The 18,649-nt window shown below is 49.8% G+C and carries 16 protein-coding genes; 8 read left to right on the forward strand and 8 right to left on the reverse strand.

Translation table 11 applies throughout. The features are described 5' to 3' along the window. Positions 1-29 precede the first annotated feature (29 nt). Genes BLV50_RS15965 through BLV50_RS15985 form a run of 5 tightly spaced genes read right to left on the reverse strand, consistent with a single transcriptional unit; the run spans position 30 to position 6,387 of the window. Positions 30-1,223, reverse strand: a complete 1,194-nt coding sequence (locus BLV50_RS15965; protein ID WP_063564304.1) for a YheC/YheD family endospore coat-associated protein — start codon at positions 1,221-1,223, stop codon at positions 30-32. 35 nt (positions 1,224-1,258) lie between these two features. Further along, positions 1,259-2,365, reverse strand: a complete 1,107-nt coding sequence (locus BLV50_RS15970) for a YheC/YheD family endospore coat-associated protein (RefSeq protein ID WP_063564305.1) — start codon at positions 2,363-2,365, stop codon at positions 1,259-1,261. Next, positions 2,365-3,738, reverse strand: coding sequence for a YheC/YheD family endospore coat-associated protein (locus BLV50_RS15975; RefSeq protein WP_063564306.1), 1,374 nt, complete (start codon positions 3,736-3,738; stop codon positions 2,365-2,367). Before BLV50_RS15975 ends, BLV50_RS15970 begins: the two co-directional genes overlap by 1 nt. 60 nt (positions 3,739-3,798) lie before the next feature. Beyond that, the gene (locus BLV50_RS15980; RefSeq protein WP_090808730.1) at positions 3,799-4,989 is read right to left on the reverse strand and encodes a YheC/YheD family endospore coat-associated protein; all 1,191 of its coding nucleotides are present in this window, start codon (positions 4,987-4,989) and stop codon (positions 3,799-3,801) included. A 30-nt stretch (positions 4,990-5,019) separates the two neighbouring features. Further along, a complete protein-coding gene (locus BLV50_RS15985; protein ID WP_063564308.1) occupies positions 5,020-6,387 on the reverse strand; it encodes a YheC/YheD family endospore coat-associated protein in 1,368 nt (455 codons plus the stop codon). Positions 6,388-6,667: 280 nt separating this feature from the next. Between BLV50_RS15985 and BLV50_RS15990 the strand changes: the two genes are divergently transcribed. The 3 genes from BLV50_RS15990 (at position 6,668) to BLV50_RS16000 (ending at position 8,982) form a co-directional block, all read left to right on the forward strand. Continuing rightward, positions 6,668-7,015, forward strand: a complete 348-nt coding sequence (locus BLV50_RS15990; protein WP_024629123.1) for a YlbF/YmcA family competence regulator — start codon at positions 6,668-6,670, stop codon at positions 7,013-7,015. 107 nt (positions 7,016-7,122) lie between these two features. Further along, positions 7,123-7,410: a hypothetical protein gene (locus BLV50_RS15995; protein WP_063564309.1), complete on the forward strand. Its 288-nt coding sequence runs from the start codon at positions 7,123-7,125 to the stop codon at positions 7,408-7,410. A 237-nt stretch (positions 7,411-7,647) separates the two neighbouring features. Further along, a complete protein-coding gene (locus BLV50_RS16000; RefSeq protein WP_064639320.1) occupies positions 7,648-8,982 on the forward strand; it encodes a DRTGG domain-containing protein in 1,335 nt (444 codons plus the stop codon). Positions 8,983-9,105: 123 nt separating this feature from the next. Here BLV50_RS16000 and BLV50_RS16005 read toward each other — a convergent pair whose 3' ends face one another. The 3 genes from BLV50_RS16005 to BLV50_RS16015 form a co-directional block, all read right to left on the reverse strand. Continuing rightward, positions 9,106-9,447, reverse strand: coding sequence for a YtpI family protein (locus BLV50_RS16005; protein ID WP_244552145.1), 342 nt, complete (start codon positions 9,445-9,447; stop codon positions 9,106-9,108). Between the two features lie 98 nt (positions 9,448-9,545). Then, entirely contained in the window at positions 9,546-10,034 is a 489-nt protein-coding gene (locus BLV50_RS16010) for a sporulation membrane protein YtrI (RefSeq protein ID WP_063564310.1), read from the reverse strand. A 21-nt stretch (positions 10,035-10,055) separates the two neighbouring features. Then, the gene (locus BLV50_RS16015) at positions 10,056-10,385 is read right to left on the reverse strand and encodes a YtrH family sporulation protein (protein ID WP_024629128.1); all 330 of its coding nucleotides are present in this window, start codon (positions 10,383-10,385) and stop codon (positions 10,056-10,058) included. 306 nt (positions 10,386-10,691) lie between these two features. On the opposite strand from BLV50_RS16015, the gene BLV50_RS16020 reads away from it, so the two are divergent. The 5 genes from BLV50_RS16020 to BLV50_RS16040 all read left to right on the forward strand — a co-directional run bounded on the left by BLV50_RS16020 (position 10,692) and on the right by BLV50_RS16040 (position 18,615). Continuing rightward, positions 10,692-14,756 carry a DNA polymerase III subunit alpha gene (locus BLV50_RS16020; RefSeq protein ID WP_090808731.1) on the forward strand — a complete coding sequence of 1,355 codons (4,065 nt, stop codon included), beginning with the start codon at positions 10,692-10,694 and terminating at the stop codon, positions 14,754-14,756. A 561-nt stretch (positions 14,757-15,317) separates the two neighbouring features. Beyond that, positions 15,318-15,809, forward strand: coding sequence for a phosphatidylglycerophosphatase A family protein (locus tag BLV50_RS16025; RefSeq protein WP_024629130.1), 492 nt, complete (start codon positions 15,318-15,320; stop codon positions 15,807-15,809). 285 nt (positions 15,810-16,094) lie between these two features. Beyond that, positions 16,095-16,283 carry a hypothetical protein gene (locus tag BLV50_RS16030; protein WP_017689496.1) on the forward strand — a complete coding sequence of 63 codons (189 nt, stop codon included), beginning with the start codon at positions 16,095-16,097 and terminating at the stop codon, positions 16,281-16,283. A gap of 406 nt (positions 16,284-16,689) precedes the next feature. After that, positions 16,690-17,583 carry an acetyl-CoA carboxylase, carboxyltransferase subunit beta gene (gene accD, locus BLV50_RS16035; protein WP_063568087.1) on the forward strand — a complete coding sequence of 298 codons (894 nt, stop codon included), beginning with the start codon at positions 16,690-16,692 and terminating at the stop codon, positions 17,581-17,583. After that, the gene (locus tag BLV50_RS16040) at positions 17,584-18,615 is read left to right on the forward strand and encodes an acetyl-CoA carboxylase carboxyltransferase subunit alpha (protein ID WP_063568088.1); all 1,032 of its coding nucleotides are present in this window, start codon (positions 17,584-17,586) and stop codon (positions 18,613-18,615) included. It abuts the gene before it with no gap. Positions 18,616-18,649 lie beyond the last annotated feature (34 nt).

Genomic DNA, 18,649 nt, shown 5'->3' on the forward strand with positions numbered 1-18,649 from the left:
GGTTCACTACCAATGAAGTCTGACGGTCATCACCGGGATCCTCTGGTTCTTTTGAGGGTGGCGGATTTACCTTTTACGCGTTTGACCGGTTTAGTTACCTTCACCCCCCGAGGGGGACGAATTGTATTTGCATGATTGCGGTACACCCACAAGGCGTACTCCAATGGTTGGGTGATCGCTTTGGAATAGATATCATTCTCACCAATGCGGGCAAACACCTCACGCGCAGGCTTCGGATTCACTTCAAGCAGATAGATGTGCCCGCTCTTGTCAATCGCCAAATCGAGAGCCAATTCACACAAGTTGCCATAGGTGTTTTCCAGAAACGTAGCTACATCAATCCCGAATTTCTCGGCCGTTGCGTAAATTTCTGTTCGCTGCTTCTCATCCGTGATCCATTGTTTCATCAGTTTGTGCATCGCTATGGCCTGACCACCACCATGCAGATTAGAGGTAACACTTTTCTCCGCACCCATCCGTCCGGCACATCCGGTCAATTCCCACTGTCCTTCGCCGTTCTTCTGGACCAGCATTCGATAATCATGAACACGGCCATTCGGAAGCTGGAGTTGAATCCCCTGTTGAACCAGATATTTGTCTTTCATATTCCAGTTCTGGAGAAGTGAACCCAAGCGTGACAGATGGACTTTACGCGGGGTGATGATCCGCCGCTTCTGGTCCCGTCCCTGTACGAGAACTGTATTGGCCTCGCTGCCACTGCGTTCGATGCGGAGAATTCCGCGCCCTCCGGTTCCATTAATGGGCTTCAGGTAGAGCAGGGAGGAGGCCTTCAGCATTCGATTGACGTCGGACATATCCTGATACAGAAAAGTGTCGGGCAAATGCTCACGAAAGGCTGATTTCGCCGAGAGTGTCTGATGGATGGTCCACTTATTACGCAATGGGCGGTTGAGAAAGAGCAAGTGACCATACCTTTGCCGAAAGGCAAGCAGCTGCTGGAATCTGCGATTGCGCTGTATGCGGCAGCGGTCGAAGATGATATCCGGGAATGAACGCCATTCCCGGGACCAGCCTTTTCCCGAATGAAAGACCATGGCCTCAATCTGTTTGCCTCCTGGATGTACATCGGCAGGTGTGAACACATATATATCGAGTCCCCGCTTGCGCCCTTCAAGGATCATTCTGCGGTATATGCTCCGTTCTTCCAGAGCGCGATGTTCATTTAAGTACAACGTCATAATGCCCAGAACAGGTGAGGACACAAACAATCACCTTCTTTTGCTGTTATTCCTGTTCATCATCGTTTGGACTGACGGGCAAGGTAGGCGCTGTACTGAAAAATACGTTCCAGTGACTTCCGCCGAATCTGCGGTTCATCGAACTTCATCGGCTTTGCATTCGCTTCAAAGAACCAGATCTCGCCCAGATCGTCAACGCCCAGGTCCATGGACATCTCACCGAGCGTATGCCCTGAGCCTCGTTCCACTTGTCTCGCGATCAACAATGAAGTGGACTTCACCCGCTTCATCAGTGTATTCGACATTTCTTCCCCGAAGAGATCGGTGAGCAGCTTCTCCGGGTCCTCCACCGTACCTCCACGCGGAACGTGGGTGGTAATGCTTCGGTAGCCAGCGAGACGGGCGCCAACACCGGTTACGCTCCACTGTCCCTTGCCGTTTTTCTGCACGAGTACCCTGAGATCGAATGGACGCTTGTGAGATGACGCCAGCTCAATACCCTGTTGCATGATATAGGGCGTGTGACCGGTCTCCTTGCGAATTCTTGCCCATAACTTGGAAAGGGTTGCTGCTTTGTACGTGGTGCTTTTTCGGGTACTCTGTATTTTAAGTCGGTAAGGAAGACGTTCTTTTTCCTGGAACTTGAGCATCATGATGCCTTTGCCGGCCTTGCCGCTCTCTGGTTTCAGATATAGGTAGGGATGTGATCGCAGCACCGTCCCGAGAGCAGTTGCTGTTCGCATCCGGCGAGTATGGGGGACCAGCTGCTGGGTGGATTTGGATTTCTTAAGCCATTCGAACAGATTCCATTTATTGAAAAAAAACGGGTTATACAGTTCGATTCCAGAATGCATGCATTCTTCAATTTTTCGCTGTACTGAAGATTTGCGTTCATCTTCCCGGTTGGGAATCCGATTGTAGAGTACATGGGGAAGGGGGAAGGACTGTGAAGTCCATCTCCCACTCCCATTGTTGTACGTGTATCCTTTTACGGTGGGGCCGCTCACGTTTAAATCTCTTACAGTCACGACGTACACCACATATCCCATATTTTCGCCCGTCTGCACAATATCCAGGAAGTTTTGATGGTTTCCTCTGAACATCCGTTGATCATCATGCATGGTCAGGATAGCAATAACGGGTCTAAAATCATCCTGCAAGCTCATCAAATGCCGTCTTTCTTCCGGAATTTGCTCAAATACAGGCAATGTTCCAGGATGTGCTCCACCGATGATTTTCCTTCCAGCCGCAGCGAAGGGTGACGGAAAATGGAGCGGCCGGGTTTGGCGTTCGCTTCGAACATCCATACATGTTCCTCCTGATCAATGCCCAGATCAAAGCCAATCTCACCAATCAGATGCTGGTGCTGGGTTTCAATCGCCTGGGCCAGTGTAATAGCGACAGATTTGGCATGCTGAAGCACTTCTCCAGAGCGGTCACCAAAGTTTCGTTTGAGTGCCTGCTCAGGTGTCATCAGGGAGCCGCCGTTTTTGATATGTGTGGTTACACTGCCGCGACCAGCTTTTTTGGCGCCGATTCCAACGACGACCCATTGATTGTTGCCATTCTTGTGCATGTGAAAACGAAAATCAATGGGGCATTCGTCAATCTCAATAAGCCGGATGCCTTGTTGAACAACATAACCGCGAAGTTGTTTGCCATGTCTGCCTTGAAGCATGCGCATCAGGCTGTTAAATGAGCCGAAGCGCAGAAGTGCGTTGCCGCTTTTTTTGCGATATCGGGCAAAATATCCACGTTTGGGAGAGTAGGTCAATCGATAGATACCGTTGCCCAGACTTCCCGCTGTTGGTTTGTAATAGACAAACTGATGGCGTTCCAGCATTTCTTTCATCTGCTCTACCGTCGGGTTGGTGATGGACTCAGGAATATAGCGTCCTGCTGCCGGGTCGTTCTCCAGCAGTTTATAAATATCCGACTTGTTGAAGAAACTCCAATTGAAGAAAGGAATTTTGCGCCGAACGAATCGCTCCCGAAGCTGATTGATCGCTGGTGAGAAGTCAGAGCGACGGCTGGGTAATCGGTTATACACGACGTCTGGCAGAGGTACCGTTTTCCGACTGAAGCTTCCATTGTCATTAAGGAAAAAACCGGATACCGTTTCGTTCTGCCAGTTGATATCTCTTGGAGTGAACGCATAAATATAGGATTTACGGCTTCCTTCGCGGAGCAGTTGTTTGATAAAACCGGTACGGGAACCAAACGGATTGGAGCCAGACGAAGGTCCGTCAGACAGCACCCCGATCAGTGGACCCAACTGGACTTCATCGTTCTGCAAGTTGCGGAGGTAGATGCTGCCTCGTTTCGGAACGTTCATCAGATTGCGTATGCCAGAAGCGAGATAGAGATGTTTGCCAGCCTTTTTGATCGGTTTGATGGTTGCGGGCACCCGGTCACGGCCAAACCGCAGATGAATCGTTTTTTTGCCGGTTAGATTTAGGCTTTTCATTAATGCGTTGGATACATAAACCACTTTATCCGGTTGCTGTGTGAAATGCAGATTGCAAAAGGTCAAACTCATGATTTATCCTCCTATCCTGAAAAGATCCTTCGGCTCCATGGCAGCGGGGCGCTGCGTGCCTCAACCGCCGTGAATCGGGATGGGTTTCAGGCCAGCTGTGCTGGATGTATTCGGCATTTTCATTGGACGCTTCACGTCCGTGAGAACATGTTGTTGCAGCAAATAACGGGCATAGGCAAGCGGCTGGGTGTAGGTCAGACTGTGCATACGGGGGTCACCCGCCTCTGCGAATGAGGAACGTCCCGGTCTCGAATTCACTTCGATCAGCCAGAGGCGACCCTGAACATCTGCTCCGAAATCAAGACCCAGTTCGGCCAGTCTGCCAAATTGGCTTTCCAACAGGGTAGGGATGCGGGCAGCAGCCTGCCTGATCTTCTCCAGCAGAGCGCTGGTTTGCTTGCTCCCATATCGTTCCAGCAGATAAGGATGCACAGGGTACGCCTTTCCCCCTCCATGCAAATTGGAAGTGAGTGAGCCAGCCGGCCCTTCCCGTACCATACATCCGGTTAGAGACCAGCGTCCTTGCCCATTTTTTTGCATCAAGGCCCTAATGTCGAATGGTCGTCCGTGATGACTCAGTTCCAGGTACGGCTGTAAGATCATCTTTTTACCGGCCTTGTGTGAATCCAGCCAGGCAGAGACATCCTGGCGATGCTCAAATGTACGGTGAATCAATTCATTGCGAGTATTTCTGCCCTCCATAATCCAGGAGGTGTGGTGATCTTCGCGATAAAGGCGAAACGTATCTTTACCATGGGTGCCCGATACAGGTTTGAAGAAAATGCCTTTCGGCCAGCGCTCCAGCCATTTCTCCCATCGGGTATCCGACTGAAGAAGTGTCGTAGGCGCAAGAAGAGCACGCAGTCTTATATCAGTAGACAAAGCGCGATATACCTTCCATTTACCAGGCAAGGAAGCAGACCAGTAACGACCGTGGTGTCCGTTGCCTAAGGAAACTAGCTGCTGAAGCTGCTGTTTGAATGTTCTGGGAAGTGGCAGCAGACAGCGGTCCATGATTAGGTCCACAGCAGGAAGAGGCACGATGTTCCATTCTCCTCTGTCAAATACATAGCCCTGTGTGAGCCGAGATACGCTGGGGTTATTCGCTACGGCCAGCACAATGATATTTAGGCCGTAACGGTCGCTTTCCAAACTGAGACGACGACAGAAGAGTTCATCCACGAAAGGAGGCGAGCCTTCTGTTGCCCGAACCAGGATGGCTAGTGTGTTTGTCTGATGTTGCAGGAACATGCCGCTGCACCTCCTCTAATGGATGACTCTTCAGAATCCGGCCAGATAGGTAGAGTATTCCAGCATCGCTTTGACCGAAGGCCGGATTTTGCTCTCGCTAAGTGGCGTATTATCGTTCTTGGATGGTTTGGAGTTTACTTCAAGCAGCCAGACCCTTCCGCTGGTGTCCAAGGCAAGGTCGATGCCGAGTTCACCGAAATGGGCGGGGATGGCACCTTCAATGCCTTTGGCGATATCCAGCGCCGCCGTATGCAATCCTGCATACGCAGAAGCTTTGGCTGATGAGGATAATTGGGTTTTGGCTACAGCTTCCTTGACGGTGCTGAGACTTCCACCTCGTGCCAGGTTGGATACATAGTGACTGCCGCCTGCAATACGTGCGACGATGGAAGTGACACTCCATTTGCCCGTACGGTTTTTTTGCACAAGCGCACGGAAGTCTACGGGTCTGCCGCTGTTATCAATCAGGGAAAGACCCTGTTGGATCTGGTAGCGCGTTGTTTTCATTTTCCCAGACAGACTGGCATACAGTTTATCCAGAGAAGCATACGTTTGTTTTCGGGTCCCCCCAACGCTTGTAGCGAGGGTGAGGAAGCTGCCGTCGCTTTGACGAGAGACCCGGATGATACCTTTGCCAAGCGACCCGCGAACAGGCTTCAGAAAGACAACCGGATATCGATTGCACATCGTTTTGAGTGTGGCGGAAGCTTTGAGCAAATGGGATTCGGGTAGTACCCTCTTCAGTGTTGAAATGGACTTCAAGGCATCGAATACTTCATTTTTGTCCAGAAACTTTTCGTTGAAGGTTTGTGTACCGTAGAGCGATTTTACTTCTTTCATAAAATGCTGTACGCTAGGTTTGTTCTCAAGCTTACGGGACGTCAGCCGGTTATTGACGACGTCTGCTATAGGCAGAACGGTCTTTTTCCAGCCGTCATCATACACCCAGCCTTTCATATAACCCGTTACCGCTCCAATATCCTCCGGTGTGAAAAAGGATACATAGGCGCCCTTCTTCCGGCAGGCGTTCACCAGTTCTTGACAGAACATCGTGATGGAGCCAAAGGGCCGATCGGGCTGATCGGGGTAATCCTGGCTGACCAATACACTGATGTAGGGTCCAAGACGCAAAGTACGGCTGGTTGAACGATAAGATATGCTCAGGACCGAACGGGAAACAAGGCCGGTCTTGCTGGCTACCGTCTGATTGATGCGCAGACCGTCATACCTGGGAACAGGGATGACAGTAACTTCACGGCGGAAAGAGCCGAATTGCAGCTGAAGCGGCCTTCCCGAAGGGATTTTAAGCGCCTTGAGCAGCCCTTCACCGAGCATGATGACGTCGTCCTGCAGGATGCCCGAGCCGGTAACCTGAATCGTTACTTTTTTAGTGGACATCACGGATCTCCTTCCGGGCGGCAACTTGATGTCTGATCTCGAAGTTGAACGGCATCTGAACATGGCATGTGCTTCATCATATGAGGACATATAACCCTTGGTGATTGACCCATTTGGATTAAATGCATTTGATGCTCGGTAGGTAATGGATGGCATGTTTCCGCAACCTTTGTTTGACGGAAGTGAAATACGTGTATTAACACGGGTGAACGTTGCGATGAGAATGCGAATGAATACGAATGAATAACAGAAGAACAACCCAATTTGAGGAGGAATTATAGTGAACATTTATGACAAAGCCAATGATTTGGCCAAAGCACTGAGAGAAAGCAGCGAGGTGGAAGAAATTACTTCTGCGATGAAGCTGATCGAAGTAGATCCGGAAGCAAAGGCTATGCTGGATAATTTTCGTGATCAACAGATGGAATTGCAACAACGTATGATGAGTGGGGATATGCCTGCACCGGACGAAATGGAGAAAATGGAGAAACTGTTCGAAGTATTGAGCCTGAACCTGAATATCCGTCGTCTGTTTGACGCTGAACGTCGCCTGAGTGTCATTATCGAAGACGTGAACAAAATTATTGCAGACAGCCTGGGTCATCTGTACGGTGGCGCTGAAGCCTAAACCTAAACCTAAACCTTGTCCCGTTTTTTTGCCTGAACCTCTCATATTAGCTCCTTATCGTTCATAGACTAGACATATAGAGTCGATCAAGAACGAAGGAGCTGTGAATGGTGAAAAGGTTAAAGAAAGCAAAACATGTGATCTATCTGGTTATCGCGTTGTCGATGCTGGTTATTGCGTTGCCGCGGATTTCCTTTGCTGGTGGAATGGACTGGGTTAATATTTTTGGCATCGTATGGGTGCTGTTCTCATTATTAATTATTGGTGCACATCTGCATTTTATTCTTGGTGTGGATGAAGAGAAGAAGCGTGCACTGGAAGCTGTTCGGCGGGCAAAGCTGCGGCAGTGGGAGATGAAACTGGTGGACAAGCAGGAGCAGAGCAAATCTGTATAAGGTTTGGATCACATACGACATGGTAATAGAGATGGTTCTATCTGTCTAAGTAAGGCCGGATTCCCTTTGGCATAAAAGGAACCGGTCTTTTTTTATGCCCGTAATTTGCTGCTCCGATTATTCAGATCCATGTAGCGAGGTTCTTTAGGAGAAAGGTACGTAGAATGGGGTTATTTTCCTAAGGTCGTGTTATAATAGATACAGAATAGTACAGATGCATCTTCGGGGGTGGTACAGATGGACGGACAGGAAGAAAACGTGACGAAGCACGAACAATTGCTTCAACATATTGAACAACTGAAGGTAGGCAGTAAAATATCGGTGCGCGGACTGGCGCGGGAGCTGGGGGTAAGCGAAGGAACAGCATATCGTGCGGTAAAAGAGGCAGAGAACTTCGGCCTAGTCGTGACCAAGGAACGAATTGGAACAGTGCGGATCGAGAAAAGACCTCGCGGTATGACCGAGCAGCTGACTTTTGCCGATGTGGTAACCATCGTCGAAGGTCATGTGCTGGGTGGAAGTGACGGTCTAGCCAAACCGCTTCACAAGTACGTGATTGGTGCGATGAAAGAGCAGGCCATGGCCCGATACATTGACGCGGGAAGCCTGTTGATTGTTGGTAACCGGGACAATGCACATTCCCTCGCGCTCGAACAGGGCGCTGGTGTATTAATTACAGGTGGCTTCGGTACAAGCCGTGAAGTGAGAGTGATGGCTGATGAGTTGGGTCTGCCCATTATTTCCTCCAGACATGACACGTTTACAGTGGCTTCAATGATTAACCGTGCGATCTTCGATCGACTGATTAAGAAAAAGATTATGTTGGTAGAGGATATCATCGGTCAGAAACCCCGCCTTCAGGTGCTTAAGGTGACCAGTTCAGCCGCGGATTTTCATCTGCTGGTTTCCGAAACGGGAGAGCATCGCTTCCCGGTAGTAGATGAATGGAACCGGGTTATCGGTATTGTCAGTCTGAAAGATGTGAGTGAGTTAAAAGAGGATCAGAGTATTGAGAAGTGTGTCGTACGCCGCCCGATCACAGCTTCGCTGCAAACCTCACTGGCTTCGGCTGCACAGATCATGACGTGGGAAGGCATTGACTTCCTGCCGATTGTAGATCGGAACCGTAAACTGATTGCATCCGTCACACGTAAGGAAGTTTTGCAGGCGATGCGTGATGCACAGAAGCAGCCACAGCTTGGAGAGACGTTTGATCATCTGATCTGGAACGGGTTTGCGGAAGAGCGCGGAGAGCAGAACGAATTGTTTTTCCACGGATTCATCATTCCGCAGATGGCGACAGACCTTGGTACCATCTCGGAAGGCGTTCTGCTGAATGTGATGACACAGGCAGGACGGCGCGCAGCCTGGGATGTTACAGGAAACGACCATGTCGTGGATAATGTAACAACGTATTTTGTTCGTCCGGTACAGATTGAAGATCAGATTCTGGTTCGTCCCATTATTCTGGAGACAAGTCGTCGGACCTGCAAAATGGATATTGTCATTTCCCGTGATGGGAATGTTGTATGCAAAGCGGTAATGACCCTGCAATCCATTGACCATGCCTAGAAAAAGAGAGTATCCTCTTATCGAAAGAGTGAACTGTACCCCGAAATCGGCGTGGTTCAGGCTTGTTCGATAGATGAGGATACTCTCTTTTTGGCAAAAAGCAATGACATCGTGCTAAGTGCATCAGGCAGATTGTCCGGATGTCTTGCCAGTTCCACCGTCTGCATGCTGCTGAAGACGGGCATAGTAACTGCGGTTACGTAATCCGGCGAACAGATTGTACGCTCCTATAATCAGAAATAGCGCTTCCACAACAACGGATAGCGTAGAACCGGTAAACACAAACATCAGGATGAGGGAAAGAATAATCAGCATGCTACCCATCCAGATGTTGGTCCATGAGCGATAAAGACCTATGGCGATGGGATCAGTGGTCCTGCGCGAACGAATGCTGTTCAGAGCTGAACAGACCATGGCCAGGGCAAAGATGGCGATTAGGGCATATTTGAGTACATCGATGAACACAAAGACGCAGCTCCTTTTCTGGAAAGCATTTACTGCCCTTATTGTACCATGCAGGCAGAGGGCAAGGGCAGTTTTTTTCCGGGGCTGTCATCCATTTCCTAAGCCGGAACGTGCATCCGAATCTGTACCCAAACTTGCAGCACACCTTCCATCACCAGCATCGTTTTCACCTGGACGGTATATTCCTTTTCTCTGACCGTATACACTTTTTGGTTCAGCATAATCCGCGTCATTTTGCTGTACTCATCGATATTGAAGACGTCGCGACCCCGGAGCACCTCAAGTTCATCCCCCAGTTTCTGCAACATCACTTTTAGGGAGGCCTCGTCCGGACCTTTGTCAGAGTCTTCTGCACGGACCTTGATTTCCTTGATGACGGTTTGGCGTTTACTGTATTTTTTCAGCGTTTTAATATCCTCCTCATTCTGATGCAGCTGAAGCTGCAACTCCTGATTGTTGAGCCACAACTCGTTGTAACTCAGGTGAAATACACCGTTGTACACGACACAACCGGCGATCATTCCCAGAACAAAGACAGCAGTCATGCGCATAAGCGGGCGGTAACGTGAAAAAGGCGGGATTCTCATGGGCGCTGTCCTGGAGTCATGCTAACCCCGTCCTCCACCGCAAACCCATTTCACCAGTTCAGTACCCATGTGTGCGCCCATAAAGGCGGATATCAAGTACAAAATTTGTTTGACTGCCGGAGACAGATTGCCGTCCAGCACGTTGCTTTCGATCACCCGCATCGGATCGATTGTACCGCCAACGGCCGCTGCGAGCGCCCAAATTTTAATTTTCCCAGCGACATCAAGCATCGTCTGTGTCGGAGGCTGGAGAGAGACCACCGCTCCTATACCTCCAATCATCGCGCCGCCCAGCACGATCCCAAACGCAATGAAGAAATCAAGAATAGCTTTGGACAAAAATGTGCTCATCCGGCAACACCCCTTTCAGACCCAGCAGCACACCTCCTGTCTTCGGTCCGTAACAGGGGGAGCGGCTTGTACTTCTATTGTATGGGCGTGCCCCCGAACGTTATGATAAAATAGAATAATAAAACGCGCTCCATTAGGATGAATCCTTATATTTCATTCATTTCATTAATAGAGCATTTTACATGAATACAGAAAACGACTTTCGGTCTGAACCGAAGGATGAAAAATACGGATAGAAGAAGACAGTGCAGTAACCTGATGCAAAAAGGTTGATGCGACTGTCCATGGCGAAAGGAAGAAAAAAACATGAGTTCTTTTGTGCATTTGCACGTTCACAGTGAATATAGTTTGCTGGACGGCGCTGCGCGTATACCGGATCTCGTGAATAAGGCCGCGGATCTCGGAATGACTACGCTGGCATTGACCGACCACGGTGTAATGTATGGTGCTATTCCTTTCTATAAAGCATGCGTCGAGCGGGGAATTAAGCCGATCATTGGATGTGAGGCTTATATGACTGCCGGGTCTCGCAAAGAGCGGGGAAGCCGCAAGGATCAGCCGATCCATCATCTGATTTTACTAGCCAAAAATATGACGGGTTATCAAAATCTGATGAAACTATGCTCCATCGGACATTTGGAAGGCTTCCATTACAAACCACGTATTGATATGGAGAGTCTGGCTGCCCATCACGAGGGTATCATCTGTTTAAGTGCATGTCTGGGAGGCGAGGTTCCCCAGCATCTGCTGCATGGACGAGAGGAAGAGGCAAAGCGTGCGGCGCTGCGTTACAAAAATATTTTTGGTGCCGATTTCTATCTGGAACTGCAGGATCATGGGCTATCTGAGCAAAAAAGAGTGAACCCTCAGCTGATTCGTCTGGCAGCAGAACTGGATATTCCATTGGTGGCGACTAATGATGCGCATTATCTGTCCGAAGAGGACGCTGAGCTTCAGGATGTGTTGATCTGCATCGGAACAGGGAAAACGGTAGATGACGAGAATCGGCTGCGCATTGGAACCAATCAGCTCTATCTCAAGAGTGAACAAGAAATGGCGCGTTTGTTCCCACATGTGCCCGAGGCTTTGGCGAATACGGTTCGCATCGCGGAGTCATGTGAGTTGCAGCTCGAATTCGGCAAATCCATTTTGCCGGAGTACAGACCGCTTCCTGAAGGGAAAAGTCCTTCTACCTATCTGCGTCAGTTGTGCGAAGAGGGAATGGAAGAGCGCTATAGTGAATCATCACGTTGGACGGACTCGGAGCTCAGAGCCGCACTTGAACAGCGGCTGGATTATGAGCTCCGGGTTATAGACAGTATGGGATTCTCGGATTATTTTCTGATCGTGTGGGATTTTATCGCCTATTCTCATCAGCAGGGAATTGTTACCGGACCGGGACGTGGCTCCTCGGCAGGTAGTCTGGTTGCCTATACCTTGCGTATTACAGACGTTGATCCCATGAAGTATAACCTGCTCTTCGAGCGGTTTTTGAATCCGGAACGGATCTCCATGCCGGATATTGATATCGACTTCAGCGATGAACGTAGGGACGAAGTCATTGAATATGTGGCGAAAAAATATGGCAAAGCCCATGTCGCCCAGATCATTACCTTTGGTACGATGGCTGCCCGTGCAGCCGTTCGGGACGTCGGACGTGCACTGAATGTGCCTTACGGCGAGGTGGACAAGGCAGCGAAGCTGATTCCTGCACAGCTTGGTATTAACATTCAGCGGGCAATGGAAGCCACCCCTGAACTAAAGGCTTTGTATGAGACCAAGCCGAAAACACGTGAATTGCTCGATATGGCCATGAAGGTGGAAGGTATGCCTCGTCATGCTTCCACACATGCGGCGGGGGTTGTCATCTCCCGTGATCCGCTGACGGATGCTGTTCCGCTTCAGGAGGGCAGTGAGGGAACGGCCTTAACGCAATATTCCATGGAAAACCTGGAGTCTATTGGACTGCTCAAAATGGACTTCCTCGGTCTGCGTACCCTTTCAATTATTGAACGCTGTCTGCGCTGGATTGGGGAAAATGGCGAAATTCCGGATTTTCGTCATATTCCGGATGACGACGCACTCACATATGAGATGCTTGGTCGAGGCGACACGATGGGGATATTCCAGCTCGAATCCGCAGGAGTGCGTCGTGTCCTGAAGGAGCTGAAGCCAAGTGTATTTGAAGATATTATTTCCGTGCTGGCCTTGTATCGTCCGGGCCCAATGGAATTCATCTCCAAATACATTCAGGGCAAACATGGACAGATCGAAGTGGATTACCCGCATGCGGATCTGGAGTCCATCCTCAAGGATACGTACGGCATCATTGTATATCAGGAACAAATTATGCAGATTGCTTCCCGGATGGCGGGCTTCTCTCTCGGCGAAGCGGATTTGCTCCGTAGAGCGGTTTCCAAGAAGAAACGGGAAGTACTGGATCTCGAACGTGGACATTTTGTCCAGGGCAGTCTTAAGCAAGGATACAGTGAAGCGGAGGCAGACCTGGTCTATGACATGATCGTCAAGTTTGCCAACTACGGTTTCCCGCGTGCTCATGCCGCTGCGTATGGCGTGCTTGCTTTCCAGACGGCTTATCTGAAAGCACATTATCCCATTCATTTTATGGCATCGATGTTAACAGCCGTTATGGGCAGTCACCGCAAAGTAGCGGAGTACGTTGTGGAATGCCGTCGCATGGATATTGAAGTACTTCCACCAGATGTGAATGAGAGCGGCATTCTGTTTACACCTGTACTCGCATCATCCAACAGAACAAAGGCTGGACAAGCGGCGGAAACCCAACGTTTAGAGGGAGAACATGGGGAGGACGGTACAGCAAGTTCTACAATGGAACATGCCATACATGTTGATGATCATTATTCCGGACAAGCGGAGTACGGTGAAGCACCTCTACCAGATGACCCGGGTCCCTCACCAGACGAAGACGGTAGTGCCTATGAGTGGCAGGCAGCGACGGCTGTGCCAGAGCAGTCCGAGGATCGGATTAATTCGGGCGTAGTGACTGTTTCTACAGCAGAACGTCTGCATGGGACTGGGGAAGAGGAGTCCTCGCATTCTGAACAGCGTGGGATGTCGGCTGTACAGGAGAAAGATGGATTGTCGAATCAGAACTCTGATGCAGATACTGTAACCGGGGCGATACGTTTCGGTCTGGCTGCGGTGAAAAATGTAGGTACCCAGGCGATGGAAAGTATTATGATTGTACGGCAGGAAAGACCGTTCGACAGTTTGCTCGATTTTTGTCGTCGCGTCGATTTGCGGGTATGCAACAAACGTGTGATTGAATCGCTTATTCAGGCGGGAGCTTTTGACACATTGCCTGGGCACCGTGCCCAATTACTTGCCATGCTGGATGAGACTGTGGAAGCGGCTTTGAAATGGCGCAAAGAACGCGAGGATCTGCAAATTCAATTGTTTGATTTTGTCGAGACGCCGAACTGGGAGATTGAATATCCTCAAATTCCGCCTTATTCCGGGAATCAGCAATTGGAGTTGGAACGTGAGCTGTTAGGTTTGTATCTATCTGGTCATCCATTAGATGACTATGAAGATGTGCTTGAATCCAGCGGCGCAGATCGCATTATGGAGCTGACGGAAGCGGCTGACGATACGATGGCCGTCGCAGCCGGGATGGTTGTGTCTGTGAAGTCGATTACGACGAAACAGGGTAAGGCTATGGCGTTCATGGAGCTGGAAGACCAGATCGAACGCTGTGAAGTGGTTCTCTTTCCCGAAGTATGGCGGCGCAGCCAGCAGCATGTCGGGAAAGGTGAACTGCTCGTCGTGCGCGCCAAGGTGCAGCAGCAGGACGAAGGGTTCAAGCTGCTGGCTGAGGAAGTGGCGCCGTTGTCACCGGCGGCACTGGAACAGCAGCTGCGCAGCCGCGAACGGCGCGGTAAGCCCGGCGGCGGCAGTGCTTCGCGCCCGGCGGCTCCGCCACGGCAGGCGAGCGGCGCGGGAGCCAGAGCTCAGCGCAGCAGCGGAAGCCAGGGGCCGGCAGCGTCGCACAGCGCTGGGGGTGGATCTGGGGCGGCCGATGCCAATGGGGCCGCTTCCGTGGCTCGTCGGGCCCCTGAGGCCGCTAGCGGCACGGAGCAGAGTCGTGGGCCGCGAGTGGTGGAGCAGCGGGTGTTCGTGAAGATCACCCCGCAGGCGGAGAAGCCTGAGCTTCTGGCCCGTCTGAAACAGTTGCTTCAGCAGCATTCGGGCCCGGTGGCGACGGTGCTCTTCTATGAACAGCAGCAGAAGCTGCTCGCATTGAGTGATGCCTACCGGATTAAACCTTCGCCCTCTTTGTTCTCCGAGATGGAGAAAATGCTGGGTGAGGGCACGGTCAAAATAAAATAATAGGCTGTCACGCAAGAGATTGTTTCTCGATTCAAAGCGCTAACGAATCTACCGCGCCTTAAAGGCGGATGATCGTAAAATGCAAAATTTAACGAACTTCAGTGACGTTACTCCGGTACAAAACTGCGGCACGACTTTATAGAATGACGAAATAACATCTCTGTGATTCGTTAAACCGCAGTTCTGTGGAAATTGGAGCTAATAACGTGCGCTGGATTCGTTAGGTCCGAATCGAATAAAACTTGAAAGGTGTCTCAAGCCATGCTCATGACTTTTGGGACACCTCTCTTATTTCCAATGATGAAACCTGTTCGGCCAACTGCCGAGCAGGTTTTTTTGTATTTATTTTACCAATTCCATCAGGTATGCAGGCGAAGGAGATATTGAACGCAAGCAAGAATGTAATATGTGAATCTTTTTACATAATTTATAGGATAAGCAGACTATCAAAGCGAATGTGCATTCCGCATTTTTTATGAACATTTTGGAAGTTTGCCGCATACACTTGAGAACACCGAAGGACCTGGGGGTCCTCGGGGGAGCGATGCGGGAGGTCGAGATATGTCATATGAAATCGTAGAAGCCATGCTGGCCCGGCGGGGTGTACAGATTGATGCAATCGCGGAAATTGTATATCGTCTGCAAAAAGGGTACCACCCGGAACTGACTATGGATGACTGTGTCACGAGTGTAAAATCGGTACTGCAGAAACGTGAGGTGCAATATACGCTGTACACAGGTATAGCCCTCGACGAGCTTGCTGAGAAACGCCTTTTGCCGCAACCTTTGCAGGCAATTATGGAGGCGGATGAATCCCTGTATGGAGTGGACGAGACTCTTGCTCTTGGCATTACCCATGTGTATGGTATGATCGGTTTAACCAGTTTTGGTTATCTGGATAAAGAAAAGATTGGTGTCATTCATGATCTGAACGAAGCAGGACCAGCTATACATGTTTTTCTGGACGACCTGGTTGCCGGGCTCGCCGCCGCTGCTTCTGCCCGAATTGCTCACAAAAATATTAAAGCCAAGAAATATCCATCGGATATCTGATTTTCTTCATTTGTGTTTTCATTCATTTGGTATCTTTTGTTTGTTCAATGAAAGGTCATCCAGGGTGGCTGTTGCTGCCCTGAGCGGCCTGAGATTCCTTTTTGATAAAGAAAGTCTTAGGAACATTGTATCAACCATATCGGTTATCCTCGCGGGACAAATGTCCCTCTAGATCTCGTTTTCTCCCCAAAGGTCCCGAACCCTTCCTTGCAGAAAAAAAGTGAGGTATGTTATCATTAGTCCAATATACGGGCTCTGAACATTAGCTTAGGGGGCGGACATGGCATGTGGACGGTGATTTACATTGCACCGACAGCAAAGGTTGCGGACAAGATTAAGACCAAGCTTTCGGAAGAAGGTTTTCTGGTACAGACCCGTCCCATCAGTTTATCCAAGCAGCAATTTGAGATTCGCGTCCCTTCAGGGGAATTGGAAGAGGTTCAGGAAGTGCTGAATTCGATTCTGCATTCCTGATTCATTCGATATCAGACGTGCCTTGGCAGATGAAGAAGTACCAATGGTACATAAGGGACTGACCGCGTAAGCGGAAAGAGGAATCGACTTGCATGTATTGTATGCTGCTGTCCTTCCTTCTTTTTTTGTTAGGACAAGGACTGACCAGATTGCTCCCAGAGACCCTACCAAGACAGATTCAAACATCAGCGCAACAATCTTTCGGTTATTGCAGGTAACATCAATCGTGCTGACAGAAGCCGCTGATCCTTGCCTTATACCGGCGGATTTTTTTGTTGTGAATGCTGGACAAGGCCCATGGCAGCGTATGGGTCGTAAGCGGTTTACCGCAGCGCGCGGATGAAGTTGCTACATGCAACGGACTGCAGGTTGCGGCCATCAAATCAACGGCTGGAGAGGTGTAGTTGTGTTCAAAGATATATTCCAGAAAAAACGGAAGTACGCCACCATACCTTCCGAGCGTGCGCTTCGTGGCGAAGGTCAGGAAGCTGGAGAACGTCCAAAACGGGAAATACCTGAAGGGCTTATGAACAAGTGCAGCAAATGCGGCACGATTCAATATAGCAAGGAATTGGAAAAAAACCTGAAAGTATGTCCGGCTTGCGGCTACCATATGCGTTTGAACGCAATGGAACGTATCGCCATGGTTCTAGATGAGCAAGGGTTTGTGGAGTATGACGCTGATATGGTATCAGTTGATCCACTTGAATTCCCTGGATATAGTAACAAACTGGAACAACAGCGCCTGAAGTCAGGACTGAAGGAAGCTGTCATTACGGGTGAGGGAACCTTAGAAGGTTTGCCTGTGGTTGTTGCTGTCATGAGCTTCGACTTCTTCACAGGTAGTATGGGTTCGGTTGTAGGGGAGAAAATTACCCGTGCGATTGAGCATGCAACAGAGAAACGCTTACCTTTGATCATTTTCTCAACATCTGGGGGTGCCCGGATGCAAGAGAGTATTCTTAGCCTTATGCAAATGGCGAAAACTAGTGCGGCTTTGTCCCGTTTGGATGAACAGGGCGGATTGTATATTTCGGTCATTACCGATCCTACGACAGGTGGAGTTTCGGCCAGTTTTGCGAGCCTTGGTGATATCATCATCGCCGAGCCGGGAGCTGTATTTGGCTTCGCCGGTAGAATCGTCATTGAGCAGACGATCCGTCAGAAACTGCCTGATGATTTCCAGACGGCAGAATTTAATTTGCAGCACGGTCAGCTGGACATGGTGGTCCATCGTAAAGAACTTCGAGCCACCCTTGGCAAGCTTCTAGACATGCATAGTGAAAAAGGAGGGGTCTAAATGGCGGGTGAGTTGCCATATGAAGCGCCTCTGGTTGAGATGCGCAAGAAGATCGAAGAGCTCGTACAGTTTGGACAGGAAAAAGGCATCGACTTCACTGATGAAATTGCCCGCCTGGAAGAACGTTATCATAGACTCGAAGAAGAGATTTATACCGGCATAACGGCTGCTCAGAAAATGCATCTGGCGCGGCATCAGCAGCGTCCGACGGCACTGGATTTAATCCAATTGATATTTACCGATTTCATTGAGTTGCACGGTGATCGCATGTTCGGAGACGATCTGGCGGTTGTTGGCGGACTGGCGAAGCTAAACGGAAAAACAGTAACGGTCATCGGCCAACAGCGGGGGAAAGATACGAAGGATAATATCGCCCGTTTTTTTGGGAGCGCACATCCAGAAGGATTCCGAAAAGGGCTGCGTCTCATGAAGCAAGCGAACAAATTTGGTCGTCCAATTATTACATTCGTTGATACTAAAGGGGCGTATCCGGGTAATACTGCTGAAGAGAGAGGTCAATCGGAAGCTATTGCCCGTAACCTGCTGGAAATGGCGAAGCTCTCGGTGCCTGTTATTATAGTGGTCATCGGCGAAGGCGGAAGCGGCGGGGCCCTGGCTATGGCTGTGGGTAATCGTGTGTTGATGCTGGAGCATGCGATTTACTCAGCGATCTCTCCGAACGGTGCTGCGTCCATTCTTTGGAAAGATGCATCCAAGGCAGATCAGGCGGCCGAAGCGATGAAAATAACGGCCAAAGACCTTCTGGAGATGGAGGTCATTGAAGAAATAATCCCTGAGCCACGCGGTGGTGCTCATCGGGATTATGAAGAATCTGCGGCTGCAATTAGCGAGGCATTGGTTCGTCATCTGGACGAGATGAAAGGCTGGACTGGTGACCAATTGAAGCAGGATCGGTATGAGAAATTCCGTAAGATTGGATCAGTCACGTTTGAACCTGAGGTGCAAATTGAGGCCCCTCAAGTACCTGTTGAAGTCGATACAGCAGGTAATTTGTCGGGAAATGCTGAATGATGTGACGAATTTCCTATACAAATGAGCAAAAGTA

The organism is Paenibacillus sp. 276b, assembly GCF_900107875.1.
In the GTDB taxonomy this organism is placed as follows: domain Bacteria; phylum Bacillota; class Bacilli; order Paenibacillales; family Paenibacillaceae; genus Paenibacillus; species Paenibacillus marchantiae.

What these genes read in the sequence shown, in the direction of transcription:
- BLV50_RS15970 (WP_063564305.1), bottom strand. Translation starts at nt 2,365, where the DNA reads ATGAGCTTGCAGGATGATTTTAGACCCGTTATTGCTATCCTGACCATG.
- BLV50_RS15975 (WP_063564306.1), bottom strand. Translation starts at nt 3,738, where the DNA reads ATGAGTTTGACCTTTTGCAATCTGCATTTCACACAGCAACCGGATAAA.
- BLV50_RS15980 (WP_090808730.1), bottom strand. Translation starts at nt 4,989, where the DNA reads ATGTTCCTGCAACATCAGACAAACACACTAGCCATCCTGGTTCGGGCA.
- BLV50_RS15985 (WP_063564308.1), bottom strand. Translation starts at nt 6,387, where the DNA reads ATGTCCACTAAAAAAGTAACGATTCAGGTTACCGGCTCGGGCATCCTG.
- BLV50_RS15995 (WP_063564309.1), top strand. Translation starts at nt 7,123, where the DNA reads ATGGTGAAAAGGTTAAAGAAAGCAAAACATGTGATCTATCTGGTTATC.
- BLV50_RS16000 (WP_064639320.1), top strand. Translation starts at nt 7,648, where the DNA reads ATGGACGGACAGGAAGAAAACGTGACGAAGCACGAACAATTGCTTCAA.
- BLV50_RS16010 (WP_063564310.1), bottom strand. Translation starts at nt 10,034, where the DNA reads ATGAGAATCCCGCCTTTTTCACGTTACCGCCCGCTTATGCGCATGACT.
- BLV50_RS16015 (WP_024629128.1), bottom strand. Translation starts at nt 10,385, where the DNA reads ATGAGCACATTTTTGTCCAAAGCTATTCTTGATTTCTTCATTGCGTTT.
- BLV50_RS16020 (WP_090808731.1), top strand. Translation starts at nt 10,692, where the DNA reads ATGAGTTCTTTTGTGCATTTGCACGTTCACAGTGAATATAGTTTGCTG.
- BLV50_RS16025 (WP_024629130.1), top strand. Translation starts at nt 15,318, where the DNA reads ATGTCATATGAAATCGTAGAAGCCATGCTGGCCCGGCGGGGTGTACAG.
- BLV50_RS16030 (WP_017689496.1), top strand. Translation starts at nt 16,095, where the DNA reads ATGTGGACGGTGATTTACATTGCACCGACAGCAAAGGTTGCGGACAAG.
- BLV50_RS16040 (WP_063568088.1), top strand. Translation starts at nt 17,584, where the DNA reads ATGGCGGGTGAGTTGCCATATGAAGCGCCTCTGGTTGAGATGCGCAAG.